At 65.5% G+C, this 26,295-nt stretch carries 22 protein-coding genes, 1 tRNA gene and 1 pseudogene; 11 read left to right on the forward strand and 13 right to left on the reverse strand.

The features are described from left to right. The first annotated feature begins 176 nt into the window (after positions 1–176). From NFW05_RS16700 to NFW05_RS16710, 3 genes and pseudogenes are all read left to right on the forward strand, one after another. Positions 177–1,295, forward strand: a complete 1,119-nt coding sequence (locus NFW05_RS16700) for a restriction endonuclease subunit S (protein ID WP_295309609.1) — start codon at positions 177–179, stop codon at positions 1,293–1,295. Beyond that, positions 1,295–1,807: pseudogene (locus NFW05_RS16705) on the forward strand (hypothetical protein); the annotation flags it as partial. The gene NFW05_RS16700 and the pseudogene NFW05_RS16705, both read left to right, overlap by 1 nt. 1,085 nt (positions 1,808–2,892) lie before the next feature. After that, the gene (locus NFW05_RS16710) at positions 2,893–3,093 is read left to right on the forward strand and encodes a DUF2905 domain-containing protein (protein WP_295309611.1); all 201 of its coding nucleotides are present in this window, start codon (positions 2,893–2,895) and stop codon (positions 3,091–3,093) included. Positions 3,094–3,143: 50 nt separating this feature from the next. Here NFW05_RS16710 and cyaY read toward each other — a convergent pair whose 3' ends face one another. Then, positions 3,144–3,464: an iron donor protein CyaY gene (cyaY, locus tag NFW05_RS16715; protein ID WP_295309613.1), complete on the reverse strand. Its 321-nt coding sequence runs from the start codon at positions 3,462–3,464 to the stop codon at positions 3,144–3,146. Between the two features lie 223 nt (positions 3,465–3,687). Between cyaY and lysA the strand changes: the two genes are divergently transcribed. Continuing rightward, a complete protein-coding gene (gene lysA / locus NFW05_RS16720; protein ID WP_295309615.1) occupies positions 3,688–4,932 on the forward strand; it encodes a diaminopimelate decarboxylase in 1,245 nt (414 codons plus the stop codon). A 4-nt stretch (positions 4,933–4,936) separates the two neighbouring features. Here the strand turns inward: lysA and NFW05_RS16725 are convergent, their stop codons facing one another. After that, entirely contained in the window at positions 4,937–8,257 is a 3,321-nt protein-coding gene (locus NFW05_RS16725) for a VanZ family protein (protein ID WP_295309617.1), read from the reverse strand. 556 nt (positions 8,258–8,813) lie between these two features. On the opposite strand from NFW05_RS16725, the gene NFW05_RS16730 reads away from it, so the two are divergent. From NFW05_RS16730 to NFW05_RS16740, 3 genes are all read left to right on the forward strand, one after another. Further along, entirely contained in the window at positions 8,814–9,641 is an 828-nt protein-coding gene (locus tag NFW05_RS16730) for a C1 family peptidase (RefSeq protein WP_295309619.1), read from the forward strand. A 474-nt stretch (positions 9,642–10,115) separates the two neighbouring features. Then, positions 10,116–11,894, forward strand: a complete 1,779-nt coding sequence (locus NFW05_RS16735) for an asparagine synthetase B (protein WP_295309622.1) — start codon at positions 10,116–10,118, stop codon at positions 11,892–11,894. A 200-nt stretch (positions 11,895–12,094) separates the two neighbouring features. After that, positions 12,095–13,000 carry a flagellar brake protein gene (locus NFW05_RS16740; RefSeq protein WP_295309625.1) on the forward strand — a complete coding sequence of 302 codons (906 nt, stop codon included), beginning with the start codon at positions 12,095–12,097 and terminating at the stop codon, positions 12,998–13,000. A 32-nt stretch (positions 13,001–13,032) separates the two neighbouring features. Here the strand turns inward: NFW05_RS16740 and proB are convergent, their stop codons facing one another. The 7 genes from proB to alaC all read right to left on the reverse strand — a co-directional run bounded on the left by proB (position 13,033) and on the right by alaC (position 19,904). Continuing rightward, complete coding sequence (gene proB, locus NFW05_RS16745) at positions 13,033–14,151, reverse strand: glutamate 5-kinase (protein ID WP_295309629.1); 1,119 nt, start codon at positions 14,149–14,151, stop codon at positions 13,033–13,035. Continuing rightward, positions 14,148–15,251, reverse strand: coding sequence for an Obg family GTPase CgtA (gene cgtA / locus NFW05_RS16750; RefSeq protein ID WP_295309632.1), 1,104 nt, complete (start codon positions 15,249–15,251; stop codon positions 14,148–14,150). The genes proB and cgtA overlap by 4 nt, the downstream gene beginning before the upstream one ends. A 108-nt stretch (positions 15,252–15,359) precedes the next feature. Then, a complete protein-coding gene (rpmA, locus tag NFW05_RS16755) occupies positions 15,360–15,623 on the reverse strand; it encodes a 50S ribosomal protein L27 (RefSeq protein WP_295309635.1) in 264 nt (87 codons plus the stop codon). Between the two features lie 20 nt (positions 15,624–15,643). Then, positions 15,644–15,976 carry a 50S ribosomal protein L21 gene (gene rplU / locus NFW05_RS16760; RefSeq protein WP_295309637.1) on the reverse strand — a complete coding sequence of 111 codons (333 nt, stop codon included), beginning with the start codon at positions 15,974–15,976 and terminating at the stop codon, positions 15,644–15,646. Between the two features lie 117 nt (positions 15,977–16,093). Beyond that, complete coding sequence (locus NFW05_RS16765; protein ID WP_295309640.1) at positions 16,094–17,404, reverse strand: homoserine dehydrogenase; 1,311 nt, start codon at positions 17,402–17,404, stop codon at positions 16,094–16,096. A gap of 76 nt (positions 17,405–17,480) precedes the next feature. After that, positions 17,481–18,713, reverse strand: a complete 1,233-nt coding sequence (locus NFW05_RS16770; protein WP_295309643.1) for a pyridoxal phosphate-dependent aminotransferase — start codon at positions 18,711–18,713, stop codon at positions 17,481–17,483. A gap of 6 nt (positions 18,714–18,719) precedes the next feature. Beyond that, positions 18,720–19,904 (reverse strand): alanine transaminase, encoded by a 1,185-nt coding sequence (gene alaC, locus NFW05_RS16775; RefSeq protein ID WP_295309646.1) that lies wholly within the window; start codon positions 19,902–19,904, stop codon positions 18,720–18,722. Between the two features lie 133 nt (positions 19,905–20,037). Between alaC and NFW05_RS16780 the strand changes: the two genes are divergently transcribed. Continuing rightward, positions 20,038–20,409: an Mth938-like domain-containing protein gene (locus NFW05_RS16780; RefSeq protein WP_295309649.1), complete on the forward strand. Its 372-nt coding sequence runs from the start codon at positions 20,038–20,040 to the stop codon at positions 20,407–20,409. A 225-nt stretch (positions 20,410–20,634) separates the two neighbouring features. After that, positions 20,635–21,513 carry a polysaccharide deacetylase family protein gene (locus NFW05_RS16785; RefSeq protein ID WP_295309652.1) on the forward strand — a complete coding sequence of 293 codons (879 nt, stop codon included), beginning with the start codon at positions 20,635–20,637 and terminating at the stop codon, positions 21,511–21,513. A 51-nt stretch (positions 21,514–21,564) separates the two neighbouring features. Here the strand turns inward: NFW05_RS16785 and NFW05_RS16790 are convergent, their stop codons facing one another. Continuing rightward, entirely contained in the window at positions 21,565–22,257 is a 693-nt protein-coding gene (locus tag NFW05_RS16790; RefSeq protein ID WP_295309655.1) for a Bax inhibitor-1/YccA family protein, read from the reverse strand. A 291-nt stretch (positions 22,258–22,548) separates the two neighbouring features. Here NFW05_RS16790 and NFW05_RS16795 point away from each other — a divergent pair. After that, positions 22,549–22,636: transfer RNA gene (locus tag NFW05_RS16795), tRNA-Ser, on the forward strand. Between the two features lie 107 nt (positions 22,637–22,743). Here the strand turns inward: NFW05_RS16795 and NFW05_RS16800 are convergent. Further along, positions 22,744–23,928, reverse strand: a complete 1,185-nt coding sequence (locus NFW05_RS16800) for an IS3 family transposase (protein ID WP_295309658.1) — start codon at positions 23,926–23,928, stop codon at positions 22,744–22,746. 326 nt (positions 23,929–24,254) lie between these two features. Here NFW05_RS16800 and NFW05_RS16805 point away from each other — a divergent pair, with 326 nt between their 5' ends. Continuing rightward, on the forward strand, positions 24,255–24,842 hold the full coding sequence (locus tag NFW05_RS16805) for a hypothetical protein (protein WP_295309661.1): 588 nt from the start codon (positions 24,255–24,257) through the stop codon (positions 24,840–24,842). Between the two features lie 152 nt (positions 24,843–24,994). Here the strand turns inward: NFW05_RS16805 and hisG are convergent, their stop codons facing one another. Together hisG and hisI are read right to left on the reverse strand one after the other, a co-directional pair. Beyond that, positions 24,995–25,885 carry an ATP phosphoribosyltransferase gene (gene hisG / locus NFW05_RS16810; RefSeq protein WP_295309664.1) on the reverse strand — a complete coding sequence of 297 codons (891 nt, stop codon included), beginning with the start codon at positions 25,883–25,885 and terminating at the stop codon, positions 24,995–24,997. Next, the gene (gene hisI / locus NFW05_RS16815) at positions 25,882–26,259 is read right to left on the reverse strand and encodes a phosphoribosyl-AMP cyclohydrolase (RefSeq protein ID WP_295309667.1); all 378 of its coding nucleotides are present in this window, start codon (positions 26,257–26,259) and stop codon (positions 25,882–25,884) included. The genes hisG and hisI overlap by 4 nt, the downstream gene beginning before the upstream one ends. Between the last annotated feature and the right edge of the window lie 36 nt (positions 26,260–26,295).

A 26,295-nucleotide genomic window follows, 5' to 3' on the forward strand; every position in this document is an offset into this window, starting at 1 on the left:
CCGAAGCGGTGGCTGCCAAGCCACCCGATTTACAGCAGTTTACGGACTTGATCCGCCCGCGCGGGCCTGGAGCACGCCGACCCGAAGGACCTGATCGCGTCGATGCGCAGCCACGGGGCCGAGGTGTTGCGGCTGCTTGGGGAGATCGAGGCGCTGGTCGGTGCGGTTGACGGCGAATGAAGGCGTGGCCAAAAGTCGACCTCGGCGCCCTCTTCCATGTAGAGAAGGGCAAGGTCGGCATCATGGCGGCTACACCCGGCAGCTTTCCACTTGTCACGACCGGCGAAGCGTTCGGCACTCACATTGAGCCGCATTTCTCGGGCGATGCCGTGTGCATTCCCTTGATCTCTGCGACTGGGCACGGTCATGCAAGTCTCAAGCGCTTGCACCACATTACGGGTGACTTCGCCGTTGGTTCGATCCTCTGCGCCTGCGTGAATCGAGAGCCCGAACGGGTCATGGGGCGCTTCGTCTACTACTACCTGAGCGCATGCAAAGACTCCGTGCTCATCCCGCTAATGCAGGGCACGGCCAACATGTCCATGAAGGTGGGCGATATTGCTGGTGTCGGGCTGCCGCTGCCACACCTTGATGAGCAGCGAGTCATCGTCGCCCGCCTCGACGCGCTCATCGAAAAGACGCGGGAGGTCGAAGCGCATCTGGATGCCGTCGAGCGCGACGTCGAGCACCTGCTGGCATTGCGCTTCCGCGACGTCATTGCCGATGCGCCGTTGCGGCCGATGGCAGACGTGGCCCCGCTGGTGCGACGGGAACAGACCATCGACCTGGATGGGATCTTTCCGCAACTCGGCATCCGCTCGTTCGGCAAGGGGACCTTCCACAAGCCGCCAATTTCGGGCAGTGAGGTCGGCACCAAGCGGCTGTATCGGATCGAGCCGGGCGACTTGTTGTTCTCCAACGTGTTCGCCTGGGAAGGTGCCATCGCAATCGCGCAGCCGACGGATGCCGGCCGCTTCGGGTCTCATCGTTTCATCACCTGCCGCGCGGTTCCTGGCCTGGTCACCGCCGAGTTCCTGCGCTACTACTTCCTAACGGACGACGGGATGCTGAAGATCGGCGAGGCATCGCCGGGCGGGGCTGGCCGTAACCGTACGTTGGGACTTGAGAAGCTGATGGCGATCCAAGTGCCCATGCCACCCTTGGCGGCGCAACAGACCTTCGACCGCCTGCAAGCCGACGTCGCCGCTTTGAAGGCCAAGCACGCTGCCATTCGTCAGGCCAATGCTGCGCTGTTGCCCGCAACGCTGGAGCGGCTCTTCGCCGGGAGTGCGTAGTGCAGTTCATCACCAACGGCCCGGACATTCCCAATGCGCTTTTGCAGGCGCACGAGGACGGCCGCGTGGTGTTCTTCTGCGATGCCGGTATCTCCTACCCCGCCGGTCTGCCGGGCTTCAAAGGCTTGGTGGACGAGATCTACCGGCGCAACGGCACCGCGCCGAGCGACATCGAGCGCGCGGCCCTGGCCCGGGGTCAGTACAACGCCACGCTCGAGCTGCTGGAGCGGCGCCTGCCGGGCCGGCGCCTTGCCGTGCGCGGTGCGCTGGCAGAGGCGCTGAAGCGCAGGCTGCGCCGCAAGGGCGCCACCGACACGCAGGCCGCGTTTCTGCGGATGGCGCGCGATCGTGATGGGGCGCTGCGGCTGGTCACCACCAACTTCGACCGGGTCTTTCACGTCGCGGCCAAACGCTCTGGACTGGCGTTCCACGCCCATGCCGCACCGATGTTGCCGATCCCGAAGAACAGCCGCTGGAACGGGCTGGTCCATCTGCACGGCCCGCTGCCACGGCGGAGGAGTGGCGCGCTGCGCTCGCGGGGCTTCCGCAGGAGGGCTTGCACGAGTCAGCGCTGGCGCAGGCACTCGAAGGGGCCGCTGATCAGCGAGAGGAGCACTGGAAGAACCGCATCCAGCCGTTCTGGCAGAACGTCTGGCCCAAGTCGCGCGATCTCGCCACGCCTGGCATCTCCGAATCTCTCGCGCGGCTGTGCATCGCGGCCGGCGCCGAGTTCCCGGCTGCCCTGAGCGCGGTCCTGGACTGGTTGCGACCCATTGAGCATCCGTACTACGTCATCCATCGGCTGCACGAGTCAGGGCTATGTGGCCGTTTTCCGATCCACGCCTCGCGAGTGTTGGCGGCGATCGTCAGCGATCAGCCTTGGGTCGCGCCCGAACTGGGGCAATGCCTGGATCTCATAGTGCAGGCGGACGCGAGCCTCGCCCAAGACCCGAGCTACCAGCGCCTCCGCGAGTGCGCCAGAAGGCGGGGAGGATGAGGACGAGTACCCGAGTCTGCGCCAACGCGCCTGCCGGGCGATGGGGTACCGGATCGAGCCCGACACCGTGCCGAATGAAAGCCTGCTTTGATGTCTCGATCCGGTCCTCACTTGGGCTTAAACGTGCGGAACACGCATACACCATCCGGGTTGAACTGCCCGCCCAGCTGTCGAGGCGCGCCGCGTCGGACCAGGGGCGGAAGCAGTCGCTCGGCTCCGGGATAAGCGTTTCAACGCCTGGCAACCCTGATCATGATCCCGACCGCGGGCATGATTGCCGATTCCCACGGCAACGACCCACCAGCCCGCACCGGCCCGACCCATTGCCAGGCATCGCAGTAAGACCGGGGGCGCGAAGTCGACCAGACACCAGCACCTTCTCAGGCCAGCGCAGCAGTCCGTCCTGGTCATTCGACGGCCTTGGCAGGCGCCTTGGCAGGCACGGTGGCGCTCGACGGCATACCCCGTGGGGAAAGAGCGAAAACTCGCCGCCTGGAGATGCCATGCGCCTTCCGCTTCCCCCTCGCCCGACGAAGGCATAAACTCGTCGTGACGCTGGCCAGGAGCGTGAGGCCGCGACAGCGGACGAGGGAGGTGCCCATGCAGAGGCTGCTGATCATTGCCGGATTGCTGCTGCTGATCGCCGGAGCGGCCTGGCCGTGGCTTTCGAGACTGCCGTTCGGGCGACTCCCCGGAGACCTGACGATCGAGCGCGAGAATTTCAGCTTCCACTTCCCGCTGACCACCTGCCTGATCGTCTCGCTGGTCCTGACCCTCGCGCTCTGGCTGATCAGGAAATAGCGCGGCCGAACGTGCACCCGCGCCAGGCGACGCAGCTCCCGTCCCGGAGATCAGTCCGAGAGCAGCACGTCCTCGCCGGCCTGGCTCGACAGCAACCGCGACAGCGCTCCGATCAGTTCGTCGCCACCGCGGGTATCACGCCACGCCTGGCCATCCCAGCGGTAATGGAATCCTCCCGATCGCGCAGCGACCCAGATTTCGCGCACCGCCTCGTTGCGCGTGACGATGATCTTGCTGCGGTCGGGCAGTTCGATTTCGAGCACGCGGTCGTCGATCAGTTCGAAGTCGAGATCGACGGCAGAGCGTTCGAGCCCTGCTTCGATCCGTCTCAGCACTGCCTCGGAAAGCTCGTTGAACTCGTGTTCGTTCATCCTGTGCTACCATCCCGTCATTTTGGAGGACCCCGACCTTGAGGCCGACCCTTGCCTGCGCCCTGCTGATCCTGTTGGTTCTTGGCGGCTGCGGCACCAAGGGCGCGCTGAGGCTCCCGCCGACACCGGCGCCCGTACCGCCCCCGCCAGCTGCGGAGAAACAGCCAGCCGCGGTTTCAGGGACTACCGCCGGCGATTCTAGCACCGCACGGGAGCCGGGCCGATGAGTGCGGTGTCGCTTCGCGATGGCGTGCTCCACGCCGAGCAGGTCTCCCTCGTCGAGATCGCCGCGCGCTTCGGCACCCCTTGCTGGGTTTACTCGCGCCAGGCGATCGAGTCGGCGCTCGACGAATTCCTGCGCGAGCTCGAGGGCTTCGATTCGCTCGTCTGTTACGCGGTCAAGGCCAACTCGAACCTCGCCGTGCTCAACGTCCTCGCGCGCCGCGGTGCCGGTTTCGACATCGTCTCGGCCGGAGAGCTCAGCCGGGCGCTGGCTGCCGGGGCCGATGCACAGCGCATCGTCTTTTCGGGTGTCGGCAAGACCGACGAGGAGATGGAACTCGCACTCGCCGCCGGGATCCTCTGCTTCAACGTCGAATCGGCCGCCGAACTGGAACGCCTGAACGCGGTCGCCGGCCGGATCGGCAAGACGGCGGCGATCAGCCTGCGCGTCAATCCCGACGTCGACGCGCGGACCCATCCCTACGTCTCGACGGGGCTGAAGGAGAACAAGTTCGGCGTCGCCTTCGACGAGGCCCGAGCCCTCTATCGACGGGCGAAGCAACTGGCACACCTCGAGATCAGCGGCATCGACTGCCACATCGGCTCACAGCTGCTCGACCCGGCCCCCTTCTCCGAAGCGCTCGACAAGGTCCTGCTGCTCGTCGACCAGCTCGGCGAGGACGGGATCGTCCTGCATCACATCGACCTCGGCGGCGGCCTCGGCATCCGCTATCGCGACGAGGAAGCGCCGAGCGTCAGCGAATACCTGCGCCCGATGCTCGAGAAACTCCGCGCCCGCGGACTGCGCATCGTCGTCGAGCCGGGACGACGGCTGGTCGGCAATGCCGGCCTGCTGCTCACCCGTGTCGAATGCCTCAAGCCGGGTGAGGTGAAGAACTTCGCGATCGTCGACGCGGCGATGAACGATCTCGCGCGGCCCGCGCTCTACGGATCATGGCACGACATCGTGCCGGTCGTTCCGCGGGCGGGGACTCCGCTCGTCTGGGACATCGTCGGGCCGGTCTGCGAATCGGGCGACTTCCTCGGCCGCGGGCGGGAAATCGCCCTCGAGACTGGTGATCTGCTGGCCATCCTCTCGGCCGGCGCGTACGGCATGTCGATGAGTTCCAACTACAACAGCCGCCCGCGCGCCGCCGAAGTGATGGTCGATGGTGCTTCGGCGCACCTCGTCCGGCGTCGCGAGAGCGTCGAGGAGCTCTACGCGCTCGAGCAGCCGCTGCCCTGAGGAATCAGCGCGCCGCCTCGCTCGCCGCGTAGCTCGTTCCGCGCAGGGAGAGCCAGGCGAGCGTCAGCAGCAGGAAGACGATCTGCGGGCTGTCGTTGGGGCTGTTCAAAGTCCCGACGGTGAGCACGCCTGCCCACGAAGCGAGCAGCGCGCCAGCGAACAGTTCGCCGCGCCACAACCGTCTGCCCGCCGCGAACAGCGAGCAGACGACGAGCAACGCGAAGCTCAGCAGACCCAGCCAGCCCTGTTCGAAGAAGACGTGCAGCCAGAGGTTCTCGATGTGCCAGGGCCAGTAATCGTCGACGGTTACCCACCAGTAGCGGCTCCCCTGCTCGAAGTCGCCGTTGCGGACGAGATCACGCCCGTCCTCGGTGACCAGCGCGACGTTGTCGATATCGATCACCCGCTGCTGATTGTGCAGCGACAGCTTCACGGACGGGCGCGCGAGCAGCGGTCCGTCGCCGAGTTCGCCCGAGTTGAAGCTGACCGCCAGCCGCTGCCACGAGTGAAGCGCAGGATCGGGCCGCAACTGGGGCTTCTGGCAATGCAGCGACTGGATCAGACGCTTCTCGCAGATCGAAACATAGACGCCCGCCTGCGGCTCCGGCCGGCTGGAGCGCAGGTCGAACGTCAGACGGTAGTTCGTCCGTGGTTCGAGGTCGACGAACTGGTCGAGATAGATCGCGCTTCCGGCACCGAGCCGGACGAATCCGTTGCCGTCTTCGCTCTCGAAACGGTAGGTGCCCGGTCGTTCGCCGACCGACGTGCGCCAGTAGAAGGTCTCCGGAAAGCGACCCAGACCCATGCCGAAGACGCTGGTCAGCCACGTGTCGTCGATCATCGCCAAGGCGTTCCGCCAGTAGCTCATGCGCACCGCGGTGTCGCCCTGCGCCTGGGCGAGCCTGGCCTGCACGTAGGACCCCGTGAACACCGGGATCGCCGCTGTACCAGCGACGACGAGCAGCAGCAGGGCCACCGCCAGAGGCACCCGGCGGCCGGTCGTCCGCCGGCGAAGGTGCCAGACGAAGGCGCCGACGATCAGCACGACGGTCAACACCAGCGCGACAAACCCGGCGCGCGAGTAGGTGACCATCAGCGCATAGACCGCCCCGCCGAAAAGGACGAGGCCGATCGAGCGGGCCAGCGGGTGGCGCAGCACGGCAACCGCGTAGGCGACGAAGGGCAGGCCCAGGACGAGGTAGGACTCGAGCAGCGAACCGCCGACGTGCAGCCCGGAGAACGGCCCGCTGACCCGGTACTGCTCGTGAAAGTCGAACAGGCCGACGAAGGCGCTGCGCTCGTACGCGACGTCGGCCACCGTCCAGGCCATGCCGGCAAGCATCCCGAAGGCAAGAAGGCGGCGCAGATCGGCCTCGGGTGGAATCGAGCGGGCCACGAGAAGTGGCATCGACAGCCCCCAGACGATCCCCCTGGCTACCCGCAACGCGTTGAAGTGACTGTAATAATTGGCAAACGCACCAGCCTCGGGGAAAGCCATCGGAAGGAGACCGACGACCAGACTGACCAGGCACGACAGGGCCACCGCACCGGCGAGCAGCGCGAAAGGCAGAGCGAAGGGAAGCGGCAGTCGCTCGCTCCGCGGACGGAGCAGGACCGCTGCCCAGACGACCAGCATCAGCAGGTCGAACTCGCTGAACATCAGCCAGCCGGTTCGCGAGCCCAGGTCGAACACCGGGACGGCCGCCGGCACGATCAGCAGAAGAGCCGGCGGATGAAGCCAGACGACGAGAGCGCAGGCGGCGAGCAGTAGACCGAGCAGCAGAGACGACAAGGGGTACGCGACGACACCCCATGTGGCGACGGCAATCAGCAGCAAAGCCCCAGTGGCGGCAAGCGCAGATGGCCGTCGCACGTCGTTCCGCGAATCCCGCGACCTGCTCCGCGCCACCCGGGGGGATCGCCCGGCGACCGGCTCGCCGACTGACCGCCCGGCGTGGATCCCCCGCCCGGGATCAGGAGCCGGCTCGGCCTCGCTCACCGGGGAGTCTCCGGTCAGCCCGCCGCTCAGGCGGCCGAGCAACCTGACGATCGCCCAGACGGCCAAAGCCGCGAGCAGCACGTTCGTCGGATCGGGATGACCGTCACCACGAAACAGCTTCGCGGTTTCGACGACGGCCGCGACGACTGCGGCGATGAATCCGGCTGCCGCCGAGCTGCCGCTTACCGCCCAGGCCAGGATCCCGATCGGCGCGTAGATGAAACAGACCGAAACCAGGCTCCTCAGGGCAACCGTCTCGGTCGTGAAGTAGTGGTAATAGAAGGGCAGGAAGTGAACTTCGCCGAGCCGCCGTTCCGCGAGGTCGATCCCTCCCCAGGTGCCGGTCAGCCAGCCATGAACTCCGGCCAGAGCAAGCAGATAGAGGACGGCCAGGAGGACCACGTGACGCGCGATCAAGCGCTGCGCATCGGGCAACCCCCACGCCGAGCGTGAGAGCGCCGCACCCGCGGCGACGCCGATCGCCCGGGTCAGCGCCGAAATGCCCTGACTCACCGCCGTATAGATGAAGATCTGGGCGACCTCGATCAGCAGGCCAAGCGCGAATCCGCTGACGAAGCCAGTCAGCGCCACCCTGGCGGCGGATCGCGTCTTCAGCCAGCGGCCGAGCAGCAGACCGAGCGGGACGACGGCGACCGTTTCGACGACCAGCATCAGCAGGCTCATCAGCAGGCCGCGACCACTTCCCGAAGCGATGAACCAGCCCCAGGCCCCGGAAGACAGCTTCTCATGGAGCTCGCTGGACGAAACGACGAAATCGTACGGGAAGCCGCAGAACGCCAGGTAGAGCACCGCATAGGCGATCAGCAGCCCGGGGACGAGCGCCGGCCTCGGCCGCATGAGGGAATCGACGAGCCCGCGCAGGTGCCGCGCGTAGAAGGCCGCCAGCGTCGAGCCGACGACGCTGCCGATTCCCTCGGCCATGATGTCGTTGATCGAAACCGTTCGCGGCGGAAAGAAGAGCTGGACGAACTCGACGCCGACTGCGATGACCATGCTGAAGGCGAGCGCACCGGCGATGCACCAGAACCGCGACGCCCGAGGGCGTCCAGCGCCGAGAACCGTCGCGGTAAGGAAGGCGAGCGGCAGATAGAGAACACCGTTGGCAATCCAGTCTGCCCGCTCGCCCAACCCCAGGTCGAGCATCCGGATCCGCTGGAAGTCGGCCCACGCGTCAGCCAGCGGCCGCGGGTGGAACTCCAATGGAACGAGGCTCCCGTAAATGACAAAGGCGGTATAGGCGAGCCAGGGTAGCCAGAGGGAGGACGAACCGTGGGCGGTTCGCGCCCGGGAAGCATCGATCGACATGCTGACTGCTCCTCGCGATTGGCTGGGCAAGGCGACCCGGCCGCACGGGGCGCCGTCACCTGGTCCGGACACAGAGCCGGGGGCACGCGGGTCGGACGACCAGCCGGCGCCTCCGCTCATCCGGTGGACATGTCGTCTGCCCGGCCGAGACTGGCTCGTCCTCGACGCCTGCCCGAAAACGGCCCTACGCGCATGCCGGATCGTCCGGACGGGCCGCGGGACACCAGCCGCTCGACGGGCCGGGTGTCGTCGCGGCGGCTTATCCTACCCGACGCCCGGAGATCCCGCAACGTCGCCGGCCAGGCGCAAACTCACCGGTTCCGGACCAACGCCGGCCTTTTCCCGTGACCCGCGCCGGGCGAGCTGATTTCCGGGGAAACTTGTCAGGAATTGGCTTGGGGACTATGATTTATTTCGGGCTTTGACGGTCCTCGGCCCGCAGACCGACCGGGGGCCGCGATGCCCGACGTTCAGGTCTTCCGGCACGATCGGTCACTGCGCCGGAAGAGATCGCAGCCAACGCTCCACCAGCGAGCAGGAAAAGGAGTACAAGAGGATGCCAAAGAAGAAAACCGCCAGCCCGGAAGCTGCTCCCGGGACGTCGACACCGCCCGCTGCGCCGGCCATCCGCAAGGCCGTCTATGGCTGGCTGCCGGACCTTCCCGACAGCCGGGACCAGGTCTACGGGGCCGTCCGGAAAATCCCGAAGAAGTTGCCGCCGTCGATCGACCTGCGCCCCGGATGCTCGCCCGTCGAAGACCAGAAGGAACTCGGCAGTTGCACGGCCAACGCTCTCGCCGGCGCTCTCGAGTTCCTGATGATCAAGGACAAGGCCCCGTTCGTCGACATGAGCCGCCTGTTCATCTACTACAACGAGAGAGTCATCGAGCACAGCGTGCAGACCGATTCCGGTGCCATGATCCGCGACGGCATCAAGACCCTGGCCAGACAGGGATCGTGCTCCGAGAAGCTCTGGCCATACGACGTTGCCAAGTTCGCCAGCAAACCGCTGAAGGCGTGCTACACGGAGGCGCTCAACTACCAGATCCTCTCCTACGCGAGGCTGACCACGCTCGATGAAATGCGCGCCTGCCTCGCCGACGGCTTTCCATTCGTCTTCGGCTTTGCCGTCTATGAAAGCTTCGAGACCCAGCAGGTCGCGCAAACCGGCGAGGTTGGCCTGCCGAAGAAGAACGAGCGGATGCTCGGCGGGCACGCCGTCCTCGCCGTCGGCTACGACGACCAGTCACGCCGCTTCATCGTCCGCAACTCGTGGGGCACGAACTGGGGCAAGGGCGGTTACTTCACGATGCCCTACGATTACCTCTCCAACCGGAATCTCGCCGACGACTTCTGGACGATTCGCCGCGGCGAACAGATGTAGGCTGCCGCGAGGCGCGAGCCGGACGGCGAGCCCGACCGCGGTACATGCCGCTGGCCGCGGTCGGGTTTGCCGCCGACCCAGTCAAGGACGGGGACGTCGATGGGCGGCGGCAACCCGTTGACCACCTGAACACCGAGCACGACCGGAATCATCGGCAGATCGGGGCCCAGTTCGAGCGTCGCAGCGAAGGCCAACAGGCGCGTGAACGTCCCGATGAACAACGCCGCGTCGTCCGCCGAACCGGCTCGTCGGCGCCGGGCCGGGTGACATCTGACACAGCCACGGTGCCCGCCGATGCCGTAGCATTCGCCCTGTGCCAGGAGCGCAGACGCCGCCGCTGGCGTGCTTCGGGTCCTCTTTCCAGACCCGGGCCGTCGCCGATGAGCCATCGCCAATCGACCGACAACGCCAGGAACGGCCGGCTTCGCGGCGAAGCTCCCGGTCGTTCCAACCGCCAATGCTGACAGAAAGCCGATGAAAGACAGACTCTCCGGAAAGCTCGACCTGACCCGGCTGTTCGATGGCGACCCTGCGTCGCTGCTGAGTTCGCTCGACTGGCGCGGCGAAGACGTGGCTAGAGAGGGCGAGCTGCTCTGCGCGCTCATCGGCTCGCCGCGGATCGCCGGCGACGACTTGCCAGAGACGGGCGGCCCGGTGGCCAGCGCCGGCCAGATCATCGAGATCTGGAGGATGCGCGGTCCCGACCTGACGGCGCGCCTTCACGGTTCGTACGCACTGGCGATCGTCGATGCACGGCGTGCCTGTGCCTACCTGGCCGTGGACCGCTTCGCCATCGAAACCCTCTGCTATCGCAGTGATGGACGAACGCTCTCCTTCTCCGATCGTGCCGACTGCGTGGACGGGCGAAGCGGGGAATTCGACCGGCAGGCGATCTTCGACTACCTGTACTTCCACATGATCCCGGCTCCGCGAACGGTCTTCCGCGAGGTGCGCCGCCTGCCGGCGGCGCACGCGGTGCTCGTCGATCGTCATGGCACCCACGAGCAACGCCACTGGCCGCTCGAATTCGTCGAAAGCCGGCGCCCGCGCTTCGCCGACGCGCGCGAGCAGTTTCGCGAGCTGATCCGCGACAGTGTCATTGAAGCGACCGCCGGCGACCAGCGGGTCGGCGCGTTCCTCTCGGGCGGGACGGACAGCTCGACCGTCGCCGGGATGCTCTGCCAGGTCAGCGGAACCGCCGCGCCGGCCTTCTCGATCGGCTTCGCGGCCGAGGGCTACGACGAAATGGCGTACGCCCGGCTGGCCGCGAAACATTTCGGTTGCCGGCACCACGAGTACTACGTCACTCCGGACGACCTGGTGACCAGCATTCCCGCTGTCGCCGCGCATCACGACCAGCCTTTCGGCAACTCGTCGGCACTGCCCGCCTACTACTGCGCGAAAATGGCCAGCGATGAAGGCTGTACCCGGATTCTTGCCGGAGACGGCGGCGACGAGCTGTTCGGCGGCAATTCGCGCTACGCGATGCAGCGCTTCTTCGACTTCTACCACGCCTTGCCGGCAGGGTTGCGACGGGTTATCGAGCCCGCCTGCGCCGACGGCAGTCCGATCCGGCGAATTCCGTTACTTCGTCAGGCGAGCGGTTACGTCCGCCACTCGCGGATCCCGATGCCCGATCGCCTGCAGAGCTACAACCTGCTGATGCAGCTCGCTCCGGCGAAGGTTCTCGAGCCCGAGTTCCTGGCCGCAGTCGATCAGATCGAGCCGGTCGAGCACATGCGCTCGACCTGGAACGTGTGTCAGGCCAGCAGCCTGATCAACCGGATGCTCGCCTACGACTGGCGGTACACGCTCGCCGACAGTGACCTGCCGAAGATCCGCGGGGCGGCGCAGATGGCCGGAATCCCGGTCGCCTACCCGCTACTCTCCGACCGGTTGACCGATTTCTCGATGTCCCTGCCTCCGGACTGGAAGCTGCGCCGCTTCAAGCTGCGCTGGTTCTTCAAGGAGGCGCTGCGCGGCTTCCTTCCCGAAGCGATCATCACCAAGCAGAAGAAAGGCTTCGGTCTGCCCTTCGGCGTGTGGACGGCGCGCACGCCGGCACTCCGCGAACTGGCTGCCGATTCGCTGAACCAGCTCGCCGGTCGCGGCATCGTCCGCGCGGACTTCGTCGCCACGCTGATCGACGAGCATCTGCGCGCACACCCCGGCTACTACGGCGAGATGATCTGGATCCTGACCATACTCGAGCAGTGGTTTCGCGCACAGGAGAGCGCGGCAACCCGGAACTGAGGACTTCGCCGGCCGCGCGACCGGTCACCGCGGGCTGCACCGCGTCTCGGCGCTCGGCGATGGCCAACGCCAGCTCGTTGCAGCGTATGATTGCCGGGCATCGGCAATCCCCGGGTCGGCCGGATTGCCCGCTCGGGAAGAGAGTCTTCTGCCACCCGAAAACTTGGCCTGGCCGCCGATCGAAGAGTACGGGGTCAAGGATGACTTCAGACGCCAGCCAGGTGCCGCTGCACCGAAACGAAATCAAGCCGGGGCGACCGGTACCCTGGAACGTCTACGACGCGCACGGCAATCTGGTTGTCAAGCGGGGCGGGGTCATCGACGGCGAGGCGCAGCTCGACGCGCTGTTCGGCAAGGGGCTTTTCCGCCCGCATACTTCGGGCGCAGCGAGTCCCGGATCCCGGCGTGACGGTCGCGAGATCGACGGTGGCGCGCACGAGGGCGCAGTCGAACGTACGGTGACTCTCGACGCGATCAAGCTGTCGATCGGCGACCCGTTTCAGATTCAGGCACAGATCGACGGAACCGACAACCGCTATTACGTGCGCCTGATCGGTTACCTCAAGGGCAGGAGCGTGCTGGTCACGGTCCCGGAGGTCGACGGACGGCTCTGTTTCGTCCGCGAAGGCCAAGCCTTTGTCGTGCGCTTCTTTGCCGGCAAGAACGCCTACGCGTTCACGGCGAACGTCCTGCGTTCTTCGAACGTGCCCTTCCCGCACATTCACCTGAGTTACCCAGCGCAGGTTCGCGGTCTGATGATCCGCACCGGCGAACGGGTGCCCGTCCAGATCATCTGCGCGATCGCCCTGCAGCAGGATAGCCGAACGGTCAGTGCCGCAGGACTGCTGACCAACCTCAGCGTCGGCGGCGCGATGATCTCGTCGAAGACGCGGCTCGGCGAGAAGGGTGAACTGCTGTCGATCAAGTTCCGAATCGAGATCCGCGAGGTCGAGGTCCTCGCGGCGATCGATGCAACGATCCGCTACGTGTCCCGGGACGAGTCGGGCGACTTCCTGCACGGTGTCCAGTTTGCCGGCCTGCCGAATGAGCTGGCGATTGCGCTGACTGCCTTCGTCTACCAGAAGCTCGCCGAAGCGGCGCACTGAGCGACTGACCATGCGCAGCGGCGTTTCCGCAGCTAGCTGAGGATCAGGTTGTCGCGATGGATGATTTCGGGCTCGTCGATGTAGCCGAGGATTCCCTCGATCTCCTGACTCGCGTGCCGGGCAATCCGCCGTGAATCGCTGCTCGCGTAGTTGACCAGGCCCCGTGCGATTTCCTGCCCATCCGCCGACGCACAGGCGACTGCCGAACCACGTTCGAAGTCGCCGTGGACGGCGACCACGCCGATCGGCAGCAGGCTGCTGCCCTGCCTTAGCGCGCGGATCGCTCCGCTGTCGAGGATCAGCTTGCCGTTGAGCTGCAGGTGATCGGCGAGCCACTGCTTGCGCGCGGTCAGTGGGGGCGTCTCGGAAATCAGCAGCGTGCCCAGCGCTTCGCCGCGCGCCAGGCGGACGATCACGTCGCGAACCCGCCCGCTGGCGATCACCGTGTGCGCGCCGCTGCGCGCCGCGCGCTTGGCGGCGATGACCTTGGTGATCATCCCTCCTCTGGCCAGCTCGCTGCCTGCACCACCGGCCATCGCCTCGAGCGTTTGCGCGCCGGCGCGCGCCTCGCTGATCAGCGTCGCTTCCGGATCCTTGCGCGGATCGGCGGTGAACAGACCCTGCTGATCGGTCAGGATGACCAGGCAATCGGCTTCGACGAGGTTGGCGACCAACGCACCGAGCGTGTCATTGTCGCCGAACTTGATTTCGTCGGTGACCACCGTGTCGTTCTCGTTGATGATCGGCACGACGCCGAGTTCGAGCAGCGTGCTCAACGTCGAGCGCGCGTTGAGATAGCGCTTGCGGTCGGCGAGGTCGTCGTGCGTCAGCAGGACCTGCGCCGTGTGCAGGTCGTAGCGGGCAAAGGCCCGCTCGTAGACCCGGACCAGACCCATCTGGCCAACGGCGGCAGCCGCCTGCAGTTCGTGAACGGCACGCGGGCGCTTGCGCCAGCCGAGGCGCTGCAGGCCGCAAGCGATCGCGCCTGAGGAGACCAGGATGATCTGCCGGCCCTCCTGCACGAGGCTGGCGATCTGCCGCGCCCACTCGTCGATCGCCGCGAGATCGAGACCTTCACCGTTGTTGGTGACCAACGCCGAGCCGACCTTGATGACCAGCCGGCGAGCAGCTGAGATCCGCGTCAGCTTCACGGTGCCGGCTCCCCTTCGCCAGGCTCGTCGGCAAACTCGTCGCTCGGCGCCGCGCTGCCCGGCACCGCCGGAGGAATCGCCGGGAGATCCCGGAGCGCGTCGAAGACGGCCCGGGCCAGATCCTGGCAGCCCTCGCCGGTCAACGCGCTGATCGCGAAGTGCCGCTCGGCCCGCACCGCGGCCTCGCTCGCCGCGAGAAAATCGGCGATCCGCCGCTCGCGCTGTTCGACGGGAATCAGGTCCACCTTGTTGATCACCAGCCAGCGCGGCCGCCGCGCGAGCTGCGGGTCATACTGCTCCAGCTCGCCAACCACCGTCTGCGCGTCTCGTTCGGGGTCGGCCGCCGGATCGGGTGGAGCGAGATCGACGAGCTGCAGCAGCAGACGGGTCCGCGCCAGATGCCTGAGGAAGCGAATGCCGAGCCCGGCACCGGCCGATGCCCCCTCGATCAGGCCCGGAATGTCGGCTATCACGAAGCTGCTCAGCGGGTCCACGCGAACGACACCGAGATGAGGCTCGGTGGTCGTGAACGGATAGTCGGCCACTTTCGGGCGGGCGGCAGACAGGGCGCGCAGAAGGCTGCTCTTGCCGGCATTGGGCAGGCCGAGCAGACCGACGTCGGCGAGCAGCCTGAGTTCGAACCGCAGCTCGCGCAGTTCGCCAGGCTCACCGCGGGTAAACTGGCGCGGGGTACGATTGACGCTCGACTTGAAATGCACGTTGCCGAGCCCGCCACGCCCACCGCGGGCGAGCAAGGCCTTCTGACCGTCCCGGTCGAGATCGGCGATGACGACTGCGCTGCTGGCGTCGGTGATCACTGTCCCCACCGGAACGCGCAGCCGCAGATCGGCACCGCGCTTGCCGTGGCAGTCGCTCGACCGGCCGTTCCCTCCACGAGTGGCGCGAAATCGGCGCACGTAACGGTACTCGACGAGGGTGTTGACGTTGCGGTCGGCAACCGCATAGACGCTGCCGCCGTTGCCGCCGTCTCCCCCGTCGGGTCCGCCCTTGGGTTCGTATTTCTCGCGCCTGAACGAGGCGATCCCGTTGCCGCCGTCACCCGCGGCAACCGAGATCCTGGCCTCGTCGATGAACTTCATGGCTGTATCTTCTGCTGGGAAACGAAAGCGAACAACAAAAAGCCCTACCGGAGGAGATAGGGCTTCGGGCAGTACCGGCGCGCCTGTGCGGCCAGCGCGTGGAGCTGGTCAGTCACCCAGCGGAACGATGCTGACCGTCCGTCGGTTCTGCGGTCCCTTGATCGCAAACTTCACGTGACCGTCGACCAGGGCAAACAGCGTGTGGTCGTTGCCGATACCCATGTTCTCGCCGGGATGATACGCGGTGCCGCGCTGCCGGACGATGATGTTGCCTGCGCGAACGAACTGACCGCCATAACGCTTGATGCCCAGGCGTTTGGCTTCGGAATCGCGACCGTTGCGTACGCTGCCACCCGCTTTCTTGTGTGCCATGACTTGCGACTCCTCAAAAATCAGTTCGCCGGAGCAGCTTCCGCGCCGTCGATGCCATCGACGCGAATCTCCGTGTAGTTCTGGCGGTGCCCCTGATGCTTCTGTGAATGCTTGCGACGACGCATCTTGAAAATCCGGATCTTGTCGTGACGACCGTGGGAAAGCACAGTGGCCCTGACCGATGCGCCGGCAACTACGGGGGTACCAATGCGCACGGCCTCGCCTTCACCGACCATCAGAACCTGGTCGAGGGTGATTTCCGCGCCAACTTCTGCCGGTATCTGTTCTATCTTGAGCTTTTCTCCGGAAGCAACGCGGTACTGCTTGCCCCCGGTCTTGATGACCGCGTACATGTTGGACTCCATTCGACTGGACAGCAAAGGACACGAGGAGATGAAAAACCGCGCATTATACGCGCCTGTTCCCCTCCGTCAAAGCTTTCGCGCGCAGGCGCGCAGGCCCGGGCAGGCCTAGAGCAGGTCCTCGACACGCAGCCGGACGATGCGCCCCTTGACCGCCGGCAGCGCCTCGATGCCGACAATCGCCGCGTCGATGTTCCGCTCGCGCGTCTTGTGGGTGAGCATGATGATGTCGGTCTGTTCCTCACCTTCGCCGGGCTCACGCTGGATCATCGCGACGATCGAGATGCCGTCGTCGGCGAGAATCCGCGTCACGTCGGCGAGCACACCGGGCCGGTCCTCGACGCGCATGCGCAGATAATAGCTGCTGACCACTTCCGAGATCGGCAGGATCACCAGGTCGACCATCGCGTCCGGCTGGAAGGCCAAGTGCGGGACGCGATGCTCGGGGTCGGCCGTGTGCATCCGGGTGACGTCGACCAGATCGGCGATCACCGCCGAAGCCGTCGGCTCGGCGCCGGCTCCCTTGCCATAGTAGAGCGTCGCGCCGACCGCGTCGCCCTTGACGAGAACGGCGTTCATCGCCCCCTCGACGTTGGCGATCAGCCTCTTCGCCGGAATCAGCGTCGGGTGCACGCGCAGCTCGACGCCTTCGGCGGTGCGCTTGGTGATCCCGAGCAGCTTGATCCGGTAGCCAAGTTGCTCGGCGTAGCGGATGTCGGCGGCGTCGAGCCGGCTGATCCCCTCGACGTAGGCCTGGTCGAAGTTCATCGAATTGCCGAAGGCGATCGCCGACATGATGCTCAGCTTGTGCGCGGCGTCGATCCCCTCGACGTCGAAGGTCGGATCGGCCTCCGCATAGCCGAGCCGCTGCGCCTCGCGCAGCACGTCCGCGAACGACAGCCCCTTGTCGCGCATTTCGGAGAGGATGAAGTTGGTCGTCCCGTTGATGATCCCGGCGATCCACTCGATACGGTTGGCGGTGAGTCCTTCGCGCAGCGCCTTGATGATCGGGATCCCGCCGGCGACGGCGGCCTCGAAAGCAACCATCACGCCCTGCTGCCGCGCCGCGGCGAAGATCTCGTTGCCGTGCCTGGCGAGCAGCGCCTTGTTCGCGGTGACGACGTGCTTGCCGTTGGCGATGGCCTGCAGGACGAGTTCGCGCGCCACGTCGCAGCCGCCGATGAGTTCGACGACGATGTCGACGTCGGGGTCGCCGACGACCGAGAATGCATCTCCGGTGACCCGGCAGCTTCCGCCGGTCAGCTGCCGCGTGCGCTCGACGTCGCGATCGGCGACGATGCTCACGTGAATGGGACGGCCCGCGCGCCGCGTGATTTCTTCGGCGTTGCGCCGGAGCACCGCGAAGGTGCCGCCGCCGACGGTGCCGATTCCGAGAAGTCCGACGTTGATGGCTTTCATGAGGCGCTCACTAGCAAAGTTGTGGGAACCGGCCGGCGATCGCGCGAGGCATCCGGGCTGCTTCGGCCGCACCGGATCAGGCGCGCACGCCGTGTCGCTTGCGGTAGCCGGCGAGGAAGCGCGCGATGCGCCCGATCGCCTCGCGCAGATCCTCTTCGTGAGGCAGGAAGACGAGCCGGAAGTGATCGGGCGCCGGCCAGTTGAAGCCACTGCCCTGGACCAGCAGCACGCGCTCCTCCTCGAGCAACTCGGCGATGAACTGCTGGTCGTCGTCGATCGGATAGAGCCGGCGATCGAGCCGCGGGAACATGTACAGCGCGGCCTTCGGCTTGACGCAACTGACCCCGGGAATCTCAGTGAGCAGTTCGTAGGCCACCTCGCGCTGGCGATGGATTCGCCCGCCCGGCGCGACGAGGTCATCGATGCTCTGGTAGCCGCCGAGCGCCGTCTGGATCGCGTGCTGGGCGGGGACGTTCGAACACAGGCGCATCGAGGCGAGGATGTCGAGCCCTTCGATGTAATCGCGCGCCTCGCGCACGCCACCGGAGACGACCATCCAGCCCGCCCGGTAGCCGCACGAGCGGTAGTTTTTCGACAGGCCGTTGAAGGTCACCGTCAGCACGTCGTCGGAGAGCGAGGCGATCGCCGTATGCTTCGCGCCGTCGAACAGAACCTTGTCGTAGACCTCGTCCGAGTAGATTATCAGGTCGTGTTCGCGGGCCAGGTCGACCATCTCGCGCAGCAGGCTCTCCGGGTACAGCGCTCCGGTCGGGTTGTTCGGATTGATGACCACCAGCGCCCGCGTCTTTGGGCCGATCTTCGCGCGCAGGTCGTCGAGATCGGGCAGCCAGTCGTTCGCCTCGTCGCACAGGTAGTGGCGCGGCGTGCCGCTCGACAAGCTCACCGCGGCCGTCCACAGCGGGTAGTCGGGCGCCGGAACGAGCACCTCGTCGCCGCTGTTGAGCAGCGCGTTCATGGCCATCACGATCAGCTCCGAAACCCCGTTGCCGATATAGATGTCCTCGAGCGCGACGCCCTTGATCTTCTTGTGCTGCGCGTAGTGCAGGATCGCCTTGCGCGCCGAGAAGATCCCCTTGGCGTCCGAGTAGCCGGCCGCGTGCGGCAGGTTGCGGATCATGTCCAGCTGTATTTCCTCGGGCGCGTCGAAGCCGAAGGCAGCGAGATTGCCGATGTTCAGCTTGACGATCTGGTGACCCTCGTCCTCCATCTGCCGTGCCTTCTGCAGCACGGCACCGCGAATGTCGTAACAGACGTTGTCGAGTTTGCTCGATTTGATGACCGGTTTCATGCCTGCCTAGAGTAGGCCGTCCTTCCTGAACATGTCCTTGATGCCGCGGACCGCCTGCCGCGTGCGTTCCTCGTTCTCGATCAGCGCGAAGCGGACGTGGTCGTCGCCGTACTCGCCGAAGCCGACTCCCGGCGAGACCGCGACCTTGGCGTCGCCGAGCAGCTTCTTGGAGAACTCGAGCGAGCCCATCGGCCGATAGGCCTCGGGAATCCGTGCCCAGATGTACATCGACGCCTTCGGCACCTCGACCAACCAGCCGGCCTCGTGCAACCCCTTGGCCAGGACGTTGCGCCGGCTCTGGTAGAGCAACCGGGCTTCCTCGACACACTGCTGCGGGCCGTCGAGGGCAATCACCGAGGCGACCTGGATCGGCGTGAAGGTCCCGTAATCATGGTAGCTCTTGATGCGCACCAGAGCGTTGCACAGTTCCTCGTTGCCGACCATGAAGCCGACGCGCCAGCCGGCCATGTTGTAGCTCTTCGACATCGTGAAGAACTCGACGGCGACTTCGCGCGCGCCGTCGACCTGCATGATCGACGGCGCCTGGTAGCCGTCGAAGACGATGTCCGCGTAGGCGAGGTCATGCACCACGAGGATGTCGTGCTCGCGCGCCAGCGCGACGATCCTCTCGAAGAACGCGAGGTCCACACAGCGCGCCGTCGGGTTGCTCGGGAAACCGAGAATCATCATCTTCGGCTTGGGAATCGACTCGCGGATCGCGCGCTGCACCTCCTCGATGAAATCGACGTCGGGAGTCATGCGCACCGAACGGATGTCGGCGCCGGCGATGATCGCACCGTAGATGTGGATCGGATACGACGGATTGGGCACCAGGACCGTGTCGCCGCGGTCGAGCGTGGCGAGCATCAGGTGCGCGAGCCCCTCCTTCGAACCGATGGTCACCACGGCCTCGGTGTCCGGATCGAAGACGACCCCGTAGCGACGCCGATACCAGTCGCAGATCGCCCGGCGCAGCCGCGGAATGCCCTTGGAGATCGAGTAGCCGTGTGTGTTCTCGCGCAGCGCCGCCTCGACCAGCTTGTCGGTGATGTGCTGCGGCGTCGGGCCGTCCGGGTTGCCCATGCTCATGTCGATGATGTCCTCGCCACGCCGGCGTGCGGCCATCTTCAGCTCACCGGTGATGCTGAAGACGTAGGGGGGCAGACGTTTGATGCGCGAAAACTCTCTCATGATCCGGTCCCGGAAGATCCTCTCCGGCAGCCGTCGATCGCCGCGGCAAGCCGCCGGGTACCGACCGTGCGCCGGGGAGCGATCGACAAAAAGGCTATAATGCTACTTTAAGGACCACTGGCCCGCAATTTCGATGAAGCTCCAGCTCGAACCAGGCGATGGGCAGAACACGTTCACCGGTTACGGAAAGGGCTACGTCAGCGTCAATGGTGTCCGCCACCGCGGCAACCTGCTCGTCCTGCCGGAACGGCTCTGGCCCGACTGGACGAGCGCCAGCTTCGCCACGCTCTGTCTCGCGGACATCGAGCTGCTCGCAGCGCTCGAAGCCGAGGTCGTTCTGCTCGGTACCGGCAACCAGCTCCGCTTCCCCCGCCCCGAGCTGCTCCGGCCGTTCGTCGAGGCGCGCAAGGGCCTCGAGGTCATGGACGTCCGCGCCGCCTGCCGCACCTACAACATCCTCAAGGGCGAGGGACGCAGGGTCGCCGCGGGCCTGCTGATCGAATGACGGGTGGCAAGGCGCGTGGGCCAGCAGGCCGAGAGGCGCGGCGCCAGGGCCTGGGAGGGTTCCCTCCTTGGCCTCGTGGAACGAACGACGAAACATGGCAGATGGATAGGCGGGAAGTGAGCAGCCGGGCAACACCGCGGGTCGGTCGGGCAGCAAATTCATTCACCCCCTCTGACGGCGGTCGGCCGGCCCGTTGACCTGCTCCCTCCAGGCCACTCGCCGGCGATGAAGCGCATCGGCCTGAAGATCGACGTCGAGACCTTTCGCGGCACTCGCTTGGGCGTCCCGAAGCTGATCGAAGGGCTGCAGCGGCACGCGGCGAGGGCGACGTTCTTCTTCTCGCTCGGTCCCGACTGCGCCGGCCGGGAGCAGACGCGGCTCTCGCCCGGCCGCTTTCACGATCGTCTGACCCGTCTCTACGGTCTCGTGCTGCCCGCACCGGACATCGGCCGGCGCTGCGCTGCGATCATCCGCGAGGTCCGTGACGCCGGCTTCGAGGTCGGTGTCCTGGCGTGGAATCGCGTCCGCTGGGAGAAGAACGTCCTCGCAGCCAGCAACGCCTGGGTCGAAAGCGAGATGGGCCGCGCTGTGGAGCGCTTCCGGGAACTCCTCGGTTCGCCGCCGATGGCGCACGCCGCAGCGGGCTGGCGAATGAATCGCCACGCGCTGCGACTCACCCAGCGTCTTGGCTACGCCTACGCCAGCGACTGTCGCGGCAACGGCCCGTTCGTCCCGGTCATCGATGGCGAAATCGTCCTCTGCCCGCAGGTTCCAACGACGCTGCCGACCATAGACGAACTGCTCGCCGGCGCGGCCACGACGCCCGACGAAGCCGTCGAACTTGTGCTGGCCGAATCCGCGAGAGGCGCCGGCGACGCCGTGTTCACACTGCGCGCGGAGAGCGAGGGCATGCGCTGGCCGGACAGCTTCGGGCGCCTGATCGGCGAATGGCAGAGCCGCGGCCACGAAGTCGTCGCGCTGCGCGAACTGATCGCTTCGCGCGACCTCTCTTGCCTGCCGAGACATGCGCTCTTGCTCGGCCAGGTCCCCGGACGCAGCGGCCCACGCCTCATCCAGGGCGCGGGCTTTCCCGGACCGCCATGAAAAAAAGGGCGGCTCGACGCCGCCCTCTTGCTTCGGCCGGCCCCGCCGGCGTCAGTCGCGGTCGCCGCTGAAGGCCATCAGCAGGTTCAGCAGGCTGACGAAGACGTTGTAGACGTCGAGGTAAACCGCCAGCGTCGCGGAGATGTAGTTGTCTTCACCGCCGGTGACGATCCGGCTCACGTCGTACAGGATGTACGCCGAGAAGATCATCGTGGCCAGCGCCGAAATGGTCAGCGCGAGCGCCGGAATCTGGAAGAAGATGTTCGCGAGCGCGGCAAGCAGGATGACGATCATGCCGACGAAGAGGAACTTGCCCATGAAGCTGAAGTCCTTCTTCGTCACCGTAGCCACCCCGGCGAGCGTGAAGAAGATCACCCCCGTGCCGCCGGCGGCCATGGCGATCAGCGACCCACCGTTGCTGAAGCCGAGTGCGACCTGCAGGATGCGCGAGAGCATCAGGCCCATGAAGAAAGTAAACCCGAGCAACAGCACGACGCCCATGCCGCTGTTCTTGGTCCGCTCGATTCCCCACATGAACGCGAAGGCGATTCCGAGGAACAGCAGGAAAGACATCAGCGGGCTGCCGGCGAAGAACGAGAACTGCAGCTGCACGCCGACCAGCGCTCCGAGCACCGTCGGAACCATCGTCAGCGCGAGGAGCATGAAGGTGTTGCGCAGGACCCGGTTCTGCTGCAGGGCAAGTTCGCCGCTCGCCTGACCGGTCATCTGATACTGGGGAAGCATGGTTTTCCTCCTTGAGAAAGTGCTTACGGACCTAAGACTAGCCAACGCCGACGAAAGTTGCAATGCCCCCTGCGCACTGCCCATCGACCGGACCGTCCGGGGCGGCACTCGGCAACGAGCGGCGACAGCGGCCGGGCCCACCATCACCGCGCCGCCGCAGCGCAGAAGCATCGCCTGCGGCGTGGTATCATCCCGAGCTGGCCGAACCGGGCTGGCGGCCGCGCGGAGCGCACGAAGCGTGGCAGAGTGGTCGATTGCACGGGTCTCGAAATTCGTCCGAGGCAGTGCGTCGGAGGTGTGGCAGAGTGGTCGATTGCACTGGTCTTGAAAACCAGCAACGGGCAACCGTTCGTGAGTTCGAATCTCACCGCCTCCGCCACGTAGCGTGGCTAACATCTTGTCCAAAAAATGGTCTTGATCGCTTACCACCCATCATGTTTTGGCCACCTGAAGGAGCTCGGGCAGGGGCAGTCAGCAGTGTAGTGGTCAAGTATTTTCGGACACCGGGATAGGTTGTTTTTCTGCCATGTGCCGTTCATAGGCATTCGGCGGCAGGTAACCGAGTTTTGAGTGCAAGCGGACGCTGTTGTAGAAGCCGACGATGTAGTCGGTCACATCGCGAGTAGCCTCTGCGTGGTTGGCATAGTGGTTTGGCCAGACGCGCTCGATCTTGAGATTGAGGAAGATGCGCTCGATGACGGCGTTGTCCCAGCAGTTGGCCTTGCGGCGCATGCTGGCGTGCAAACGATGCCGTGCAAGCAAGGTGCGGTGGACGTCGCTAGCGTACTGGCTGCCGCGATCCGAATGCACCACCAAGCCCGCCGGCGGTTGCCGCTGGGTAATAGCCATCTGCAAAGCCGTACAGACCAGTTCGGCAGGCATGCTCGGCGCCATTGCCCAGCCGACGATCTTGCGCGAGAACAAGTCCATCACGGCGGCCAGGTACAACCAGCCGCTCGCCGTGCGGATGTAGGTGATGTCGGAGACCCAGGCGCAATTCGCGCTGGCCGGTTCGAACTGCCGGTTGAGCAGGTTGTCGGCGATCGGCAGGGCATGGCGGCTATCGGTGGTGTGGACGAACTTGCGCTTCCAGACCGGCCGTAGGCCATTGATTCGCATCAGCGATCGGACACGGTAGCGGCCGATCAGCCGCCCTTGTTGAAGCAGGGCCTGCTGCAAGCGCCGGCTGCCATAGCTTCGCCCGGAGGCCGCGAAAGCGGCTTGTAGATGAACCGTTGCCGCGCAAACCATGGCCGGCTTTCTTGCCCGCGCTGCAGCAGCGTAATACCCCGAGCGACTGACGCCCAGGACGCGGCACAGCGGCGCTACGCCGGTGGTGGCCTTCTCTGCCAACTGATCGATGCACCGTTGGATCATCGCAGTTCTCGGGCAAAGAAGGCCGACGCTTTTTTGCAACAGGTCGTTGTCCTGGCGCAGCTGCCGAACCTCTCCTTCCAATTGGCGTATGCGCTGCTGCTCGGCCGTCAGCGGCTTGCCGATGCCGCCCTGGCCAGTCTGCTCTGCAGCAAACTGCGCCAGCCAGCGACGGACCGCCGTCTCCCCGAGGTTCATGTCTCGGCATACCTGCGCCACACTCAGCCCTTGGTCTTTGATCAGTTGAACCACCTGCAGCTTGAAGCTCGGGTCAGGAGTATTGCGTTGTTGACTCATCAATTGCTCCTCCAAAGGTGCATCATCCACCTATCGAGGTGTCCAGGAAAATTAGACCACTTCACTGCTGCGATCTCGCCGGCCCGCTCGCGGGGCGACATCGATTCGGGTAGAGTGGGTTCCTGGGTCATCACCGGTGGGCAGGAGCATCGGCGAGAACGACAACGATGATGGGCCGAGGGGATCACCCGGCGGGTAGCGTTCTGGAGTAGGCGTGAGGACTGGAGCGAAGACCGCGGTCGGGATCGCCGGCTCGTCATCGCCTGGCCTCGGTACTTTCCCGCGACTGCCCGGGATGCGCGGCGGACTGGACTCGGGGGATCATCATGGAGACCGTGATACCTCGTTGGGAGTGGCGGACGTTCGGCGCTGGCTTCAGCGGAGCGGGGAATCCTTTCGCCACACTTGAGCCCGGCGGTATCCAGGAGAGCGACGAGCTTTACCTGCTCTCGCCCCTCTCGGACGTCAACGTCAAGGTTCGTGACCGGCTCATGGATATCAAGAGGCTCGAACAGGTCAATTCTGACCGGTTGGAGCAGTGGAAGCCGGTGATGAGGGAGGCCTTTCCCCTGGCCGCCGCCGAGGCGGGTCGTGTCCTGGCGATCCTCGGTATGGTCCCTCCGGCACTGGCGCGGGCGGACTACACGATCGACCAGTTCGTGGCCGAGCTGTTGCGCCCCGATGGCCGCCTTCGCGCGGTGGAGGTCCACAAGACGCGGACCCGCTACAAGGTTGAAGGGTGCCTGGCCGAGCTGGCCGACGTCGTGGCGGAAGGCAGGACGACCTGCACGATCGCCATCGAATCCGAGAACCCTTCCCGCGTGATCGCGGCGCTGCGCACGCTGGGGCTCGACCGGCACAAGAACGTCAACTATCCGAGGGGCCTGAAGAGTCTGGTCGGAATGATCGGCTGAACGAGACCGAGAGCGGCTTGTGCGACACCATTGCTTCCACGACAAGCTGTCGCCCGCCGGGGCCGACCGCAAGACCTGCCGGATTGGCTGTATCGAGAATCCGGTCCGACCGAGAACGGCAGGTCCTGCAAATCGACATCGGGCCAGTCTGCTCAGATGATCTTGTTCAACGGGTACTCGACAATTCCCTCGGCACCGAGCTTGATCAGTTCCGGAACGATGCTTCGCACCTTCCTTTCCGGGAGGATGGTCTCGATCGAAACCCAGTCGGAATTGTGCAGATGGGCAACCGTCGGATTGTTGAGGCTGGGGAGGATCTCGGTGATCGCCGCAACACGGTCTCCCGGGGCGTTCATCTTCAGGCCCACCATCCCTTCCGCGCGCAGCGTCGATTGCAGCAGGGTAGCGATCTGCTCGATCTTGACCCGCTTCCACGGATCTTCCCAGGCCTTCCTGTTGGCGATCATCACCGGCAGCGACTCCATCAGCTCGCAGACGATGCGCAGGCCATTGGCACGAATCGTCGAACCCGTCTCGGTGACCTCGACGATCGCGTCGCACAGCCCCTCGACCACCTTGGCCTCGGTCGCGCCCCATGAGAATTCCACGCTGACCGGAATGTTGCGCTCGGCGAAGTAACGCCTGGTGAAGCCCACGAGTTCCGTCGAAATGGTGCCGCCGCGGAGATCCTCCGGTGAGCGAACCCTGGAATCATCATTGACCACCAGGACCCAGCGCACCGTGCCGCGGGAAACCTTGGAATAGACCATCTCGCAGACTTCCACGACATCCGAGTCGCTCTCCCGGACCCAGTCCCTGCCGGCAATACCGACGTCGATGGTGCCTCGTTCGACATACCTGCCCATTTCCTGGGGACGGATCAGGCTGCATTTCATCTCTTCGTCGTCGACGTTTGGAAAGTAGCTGCGCGATGCGCTGGTGATCCGCCAGCCGGCCTTGCGGAACAGCTCGACGGTGGCCTCCTCCAGGCTGCCCTTGGGGATGCCGACCTTCAGCAGATTGCCCGTCACGGCTTGCTTCATTTCTTGTACACCTGAGCCGGGTCGAACAGGGGATTGGAGTGCTCCACCCAGGCGCCGTCTTCCCATTTCACGAAGAAGCAGCTGCGGTTGCCGGTATGGCAGGCCGCGGGGCCATTCTGCCTGACCTTGATGACCACCGTGTCGGCATCGCAGTCCGTGAACACCTCGACAACGTCCTGGGTGTTGCCGGACTCCTCGCCCTTCATCCAGTATTTGTTGCGCGAGCGACTGAAGAACCAGGTCTTGCCGGACTCCAGGGTCAGATTCAACGTCCTTTCGTCCATGAAGGCGACCATCAACACCTCACCGCTCTCGGCATCCTGAATCACGGCAGGGATCAGCCCGCCCATTTTTTCGAAATCAATCTTGATCATGAACCATGCGTTCCTTGTGCGTTGAATGTTGACCGA

It is taken from the genome of Accumulibacter sp. (assembly GCF_023806625.1).
Lineage (GTDB): Bacteria > Pseudomonadota > Gammaproteobacteria > Burkholderiales > Rhodocyclaceae > Accumulibacter.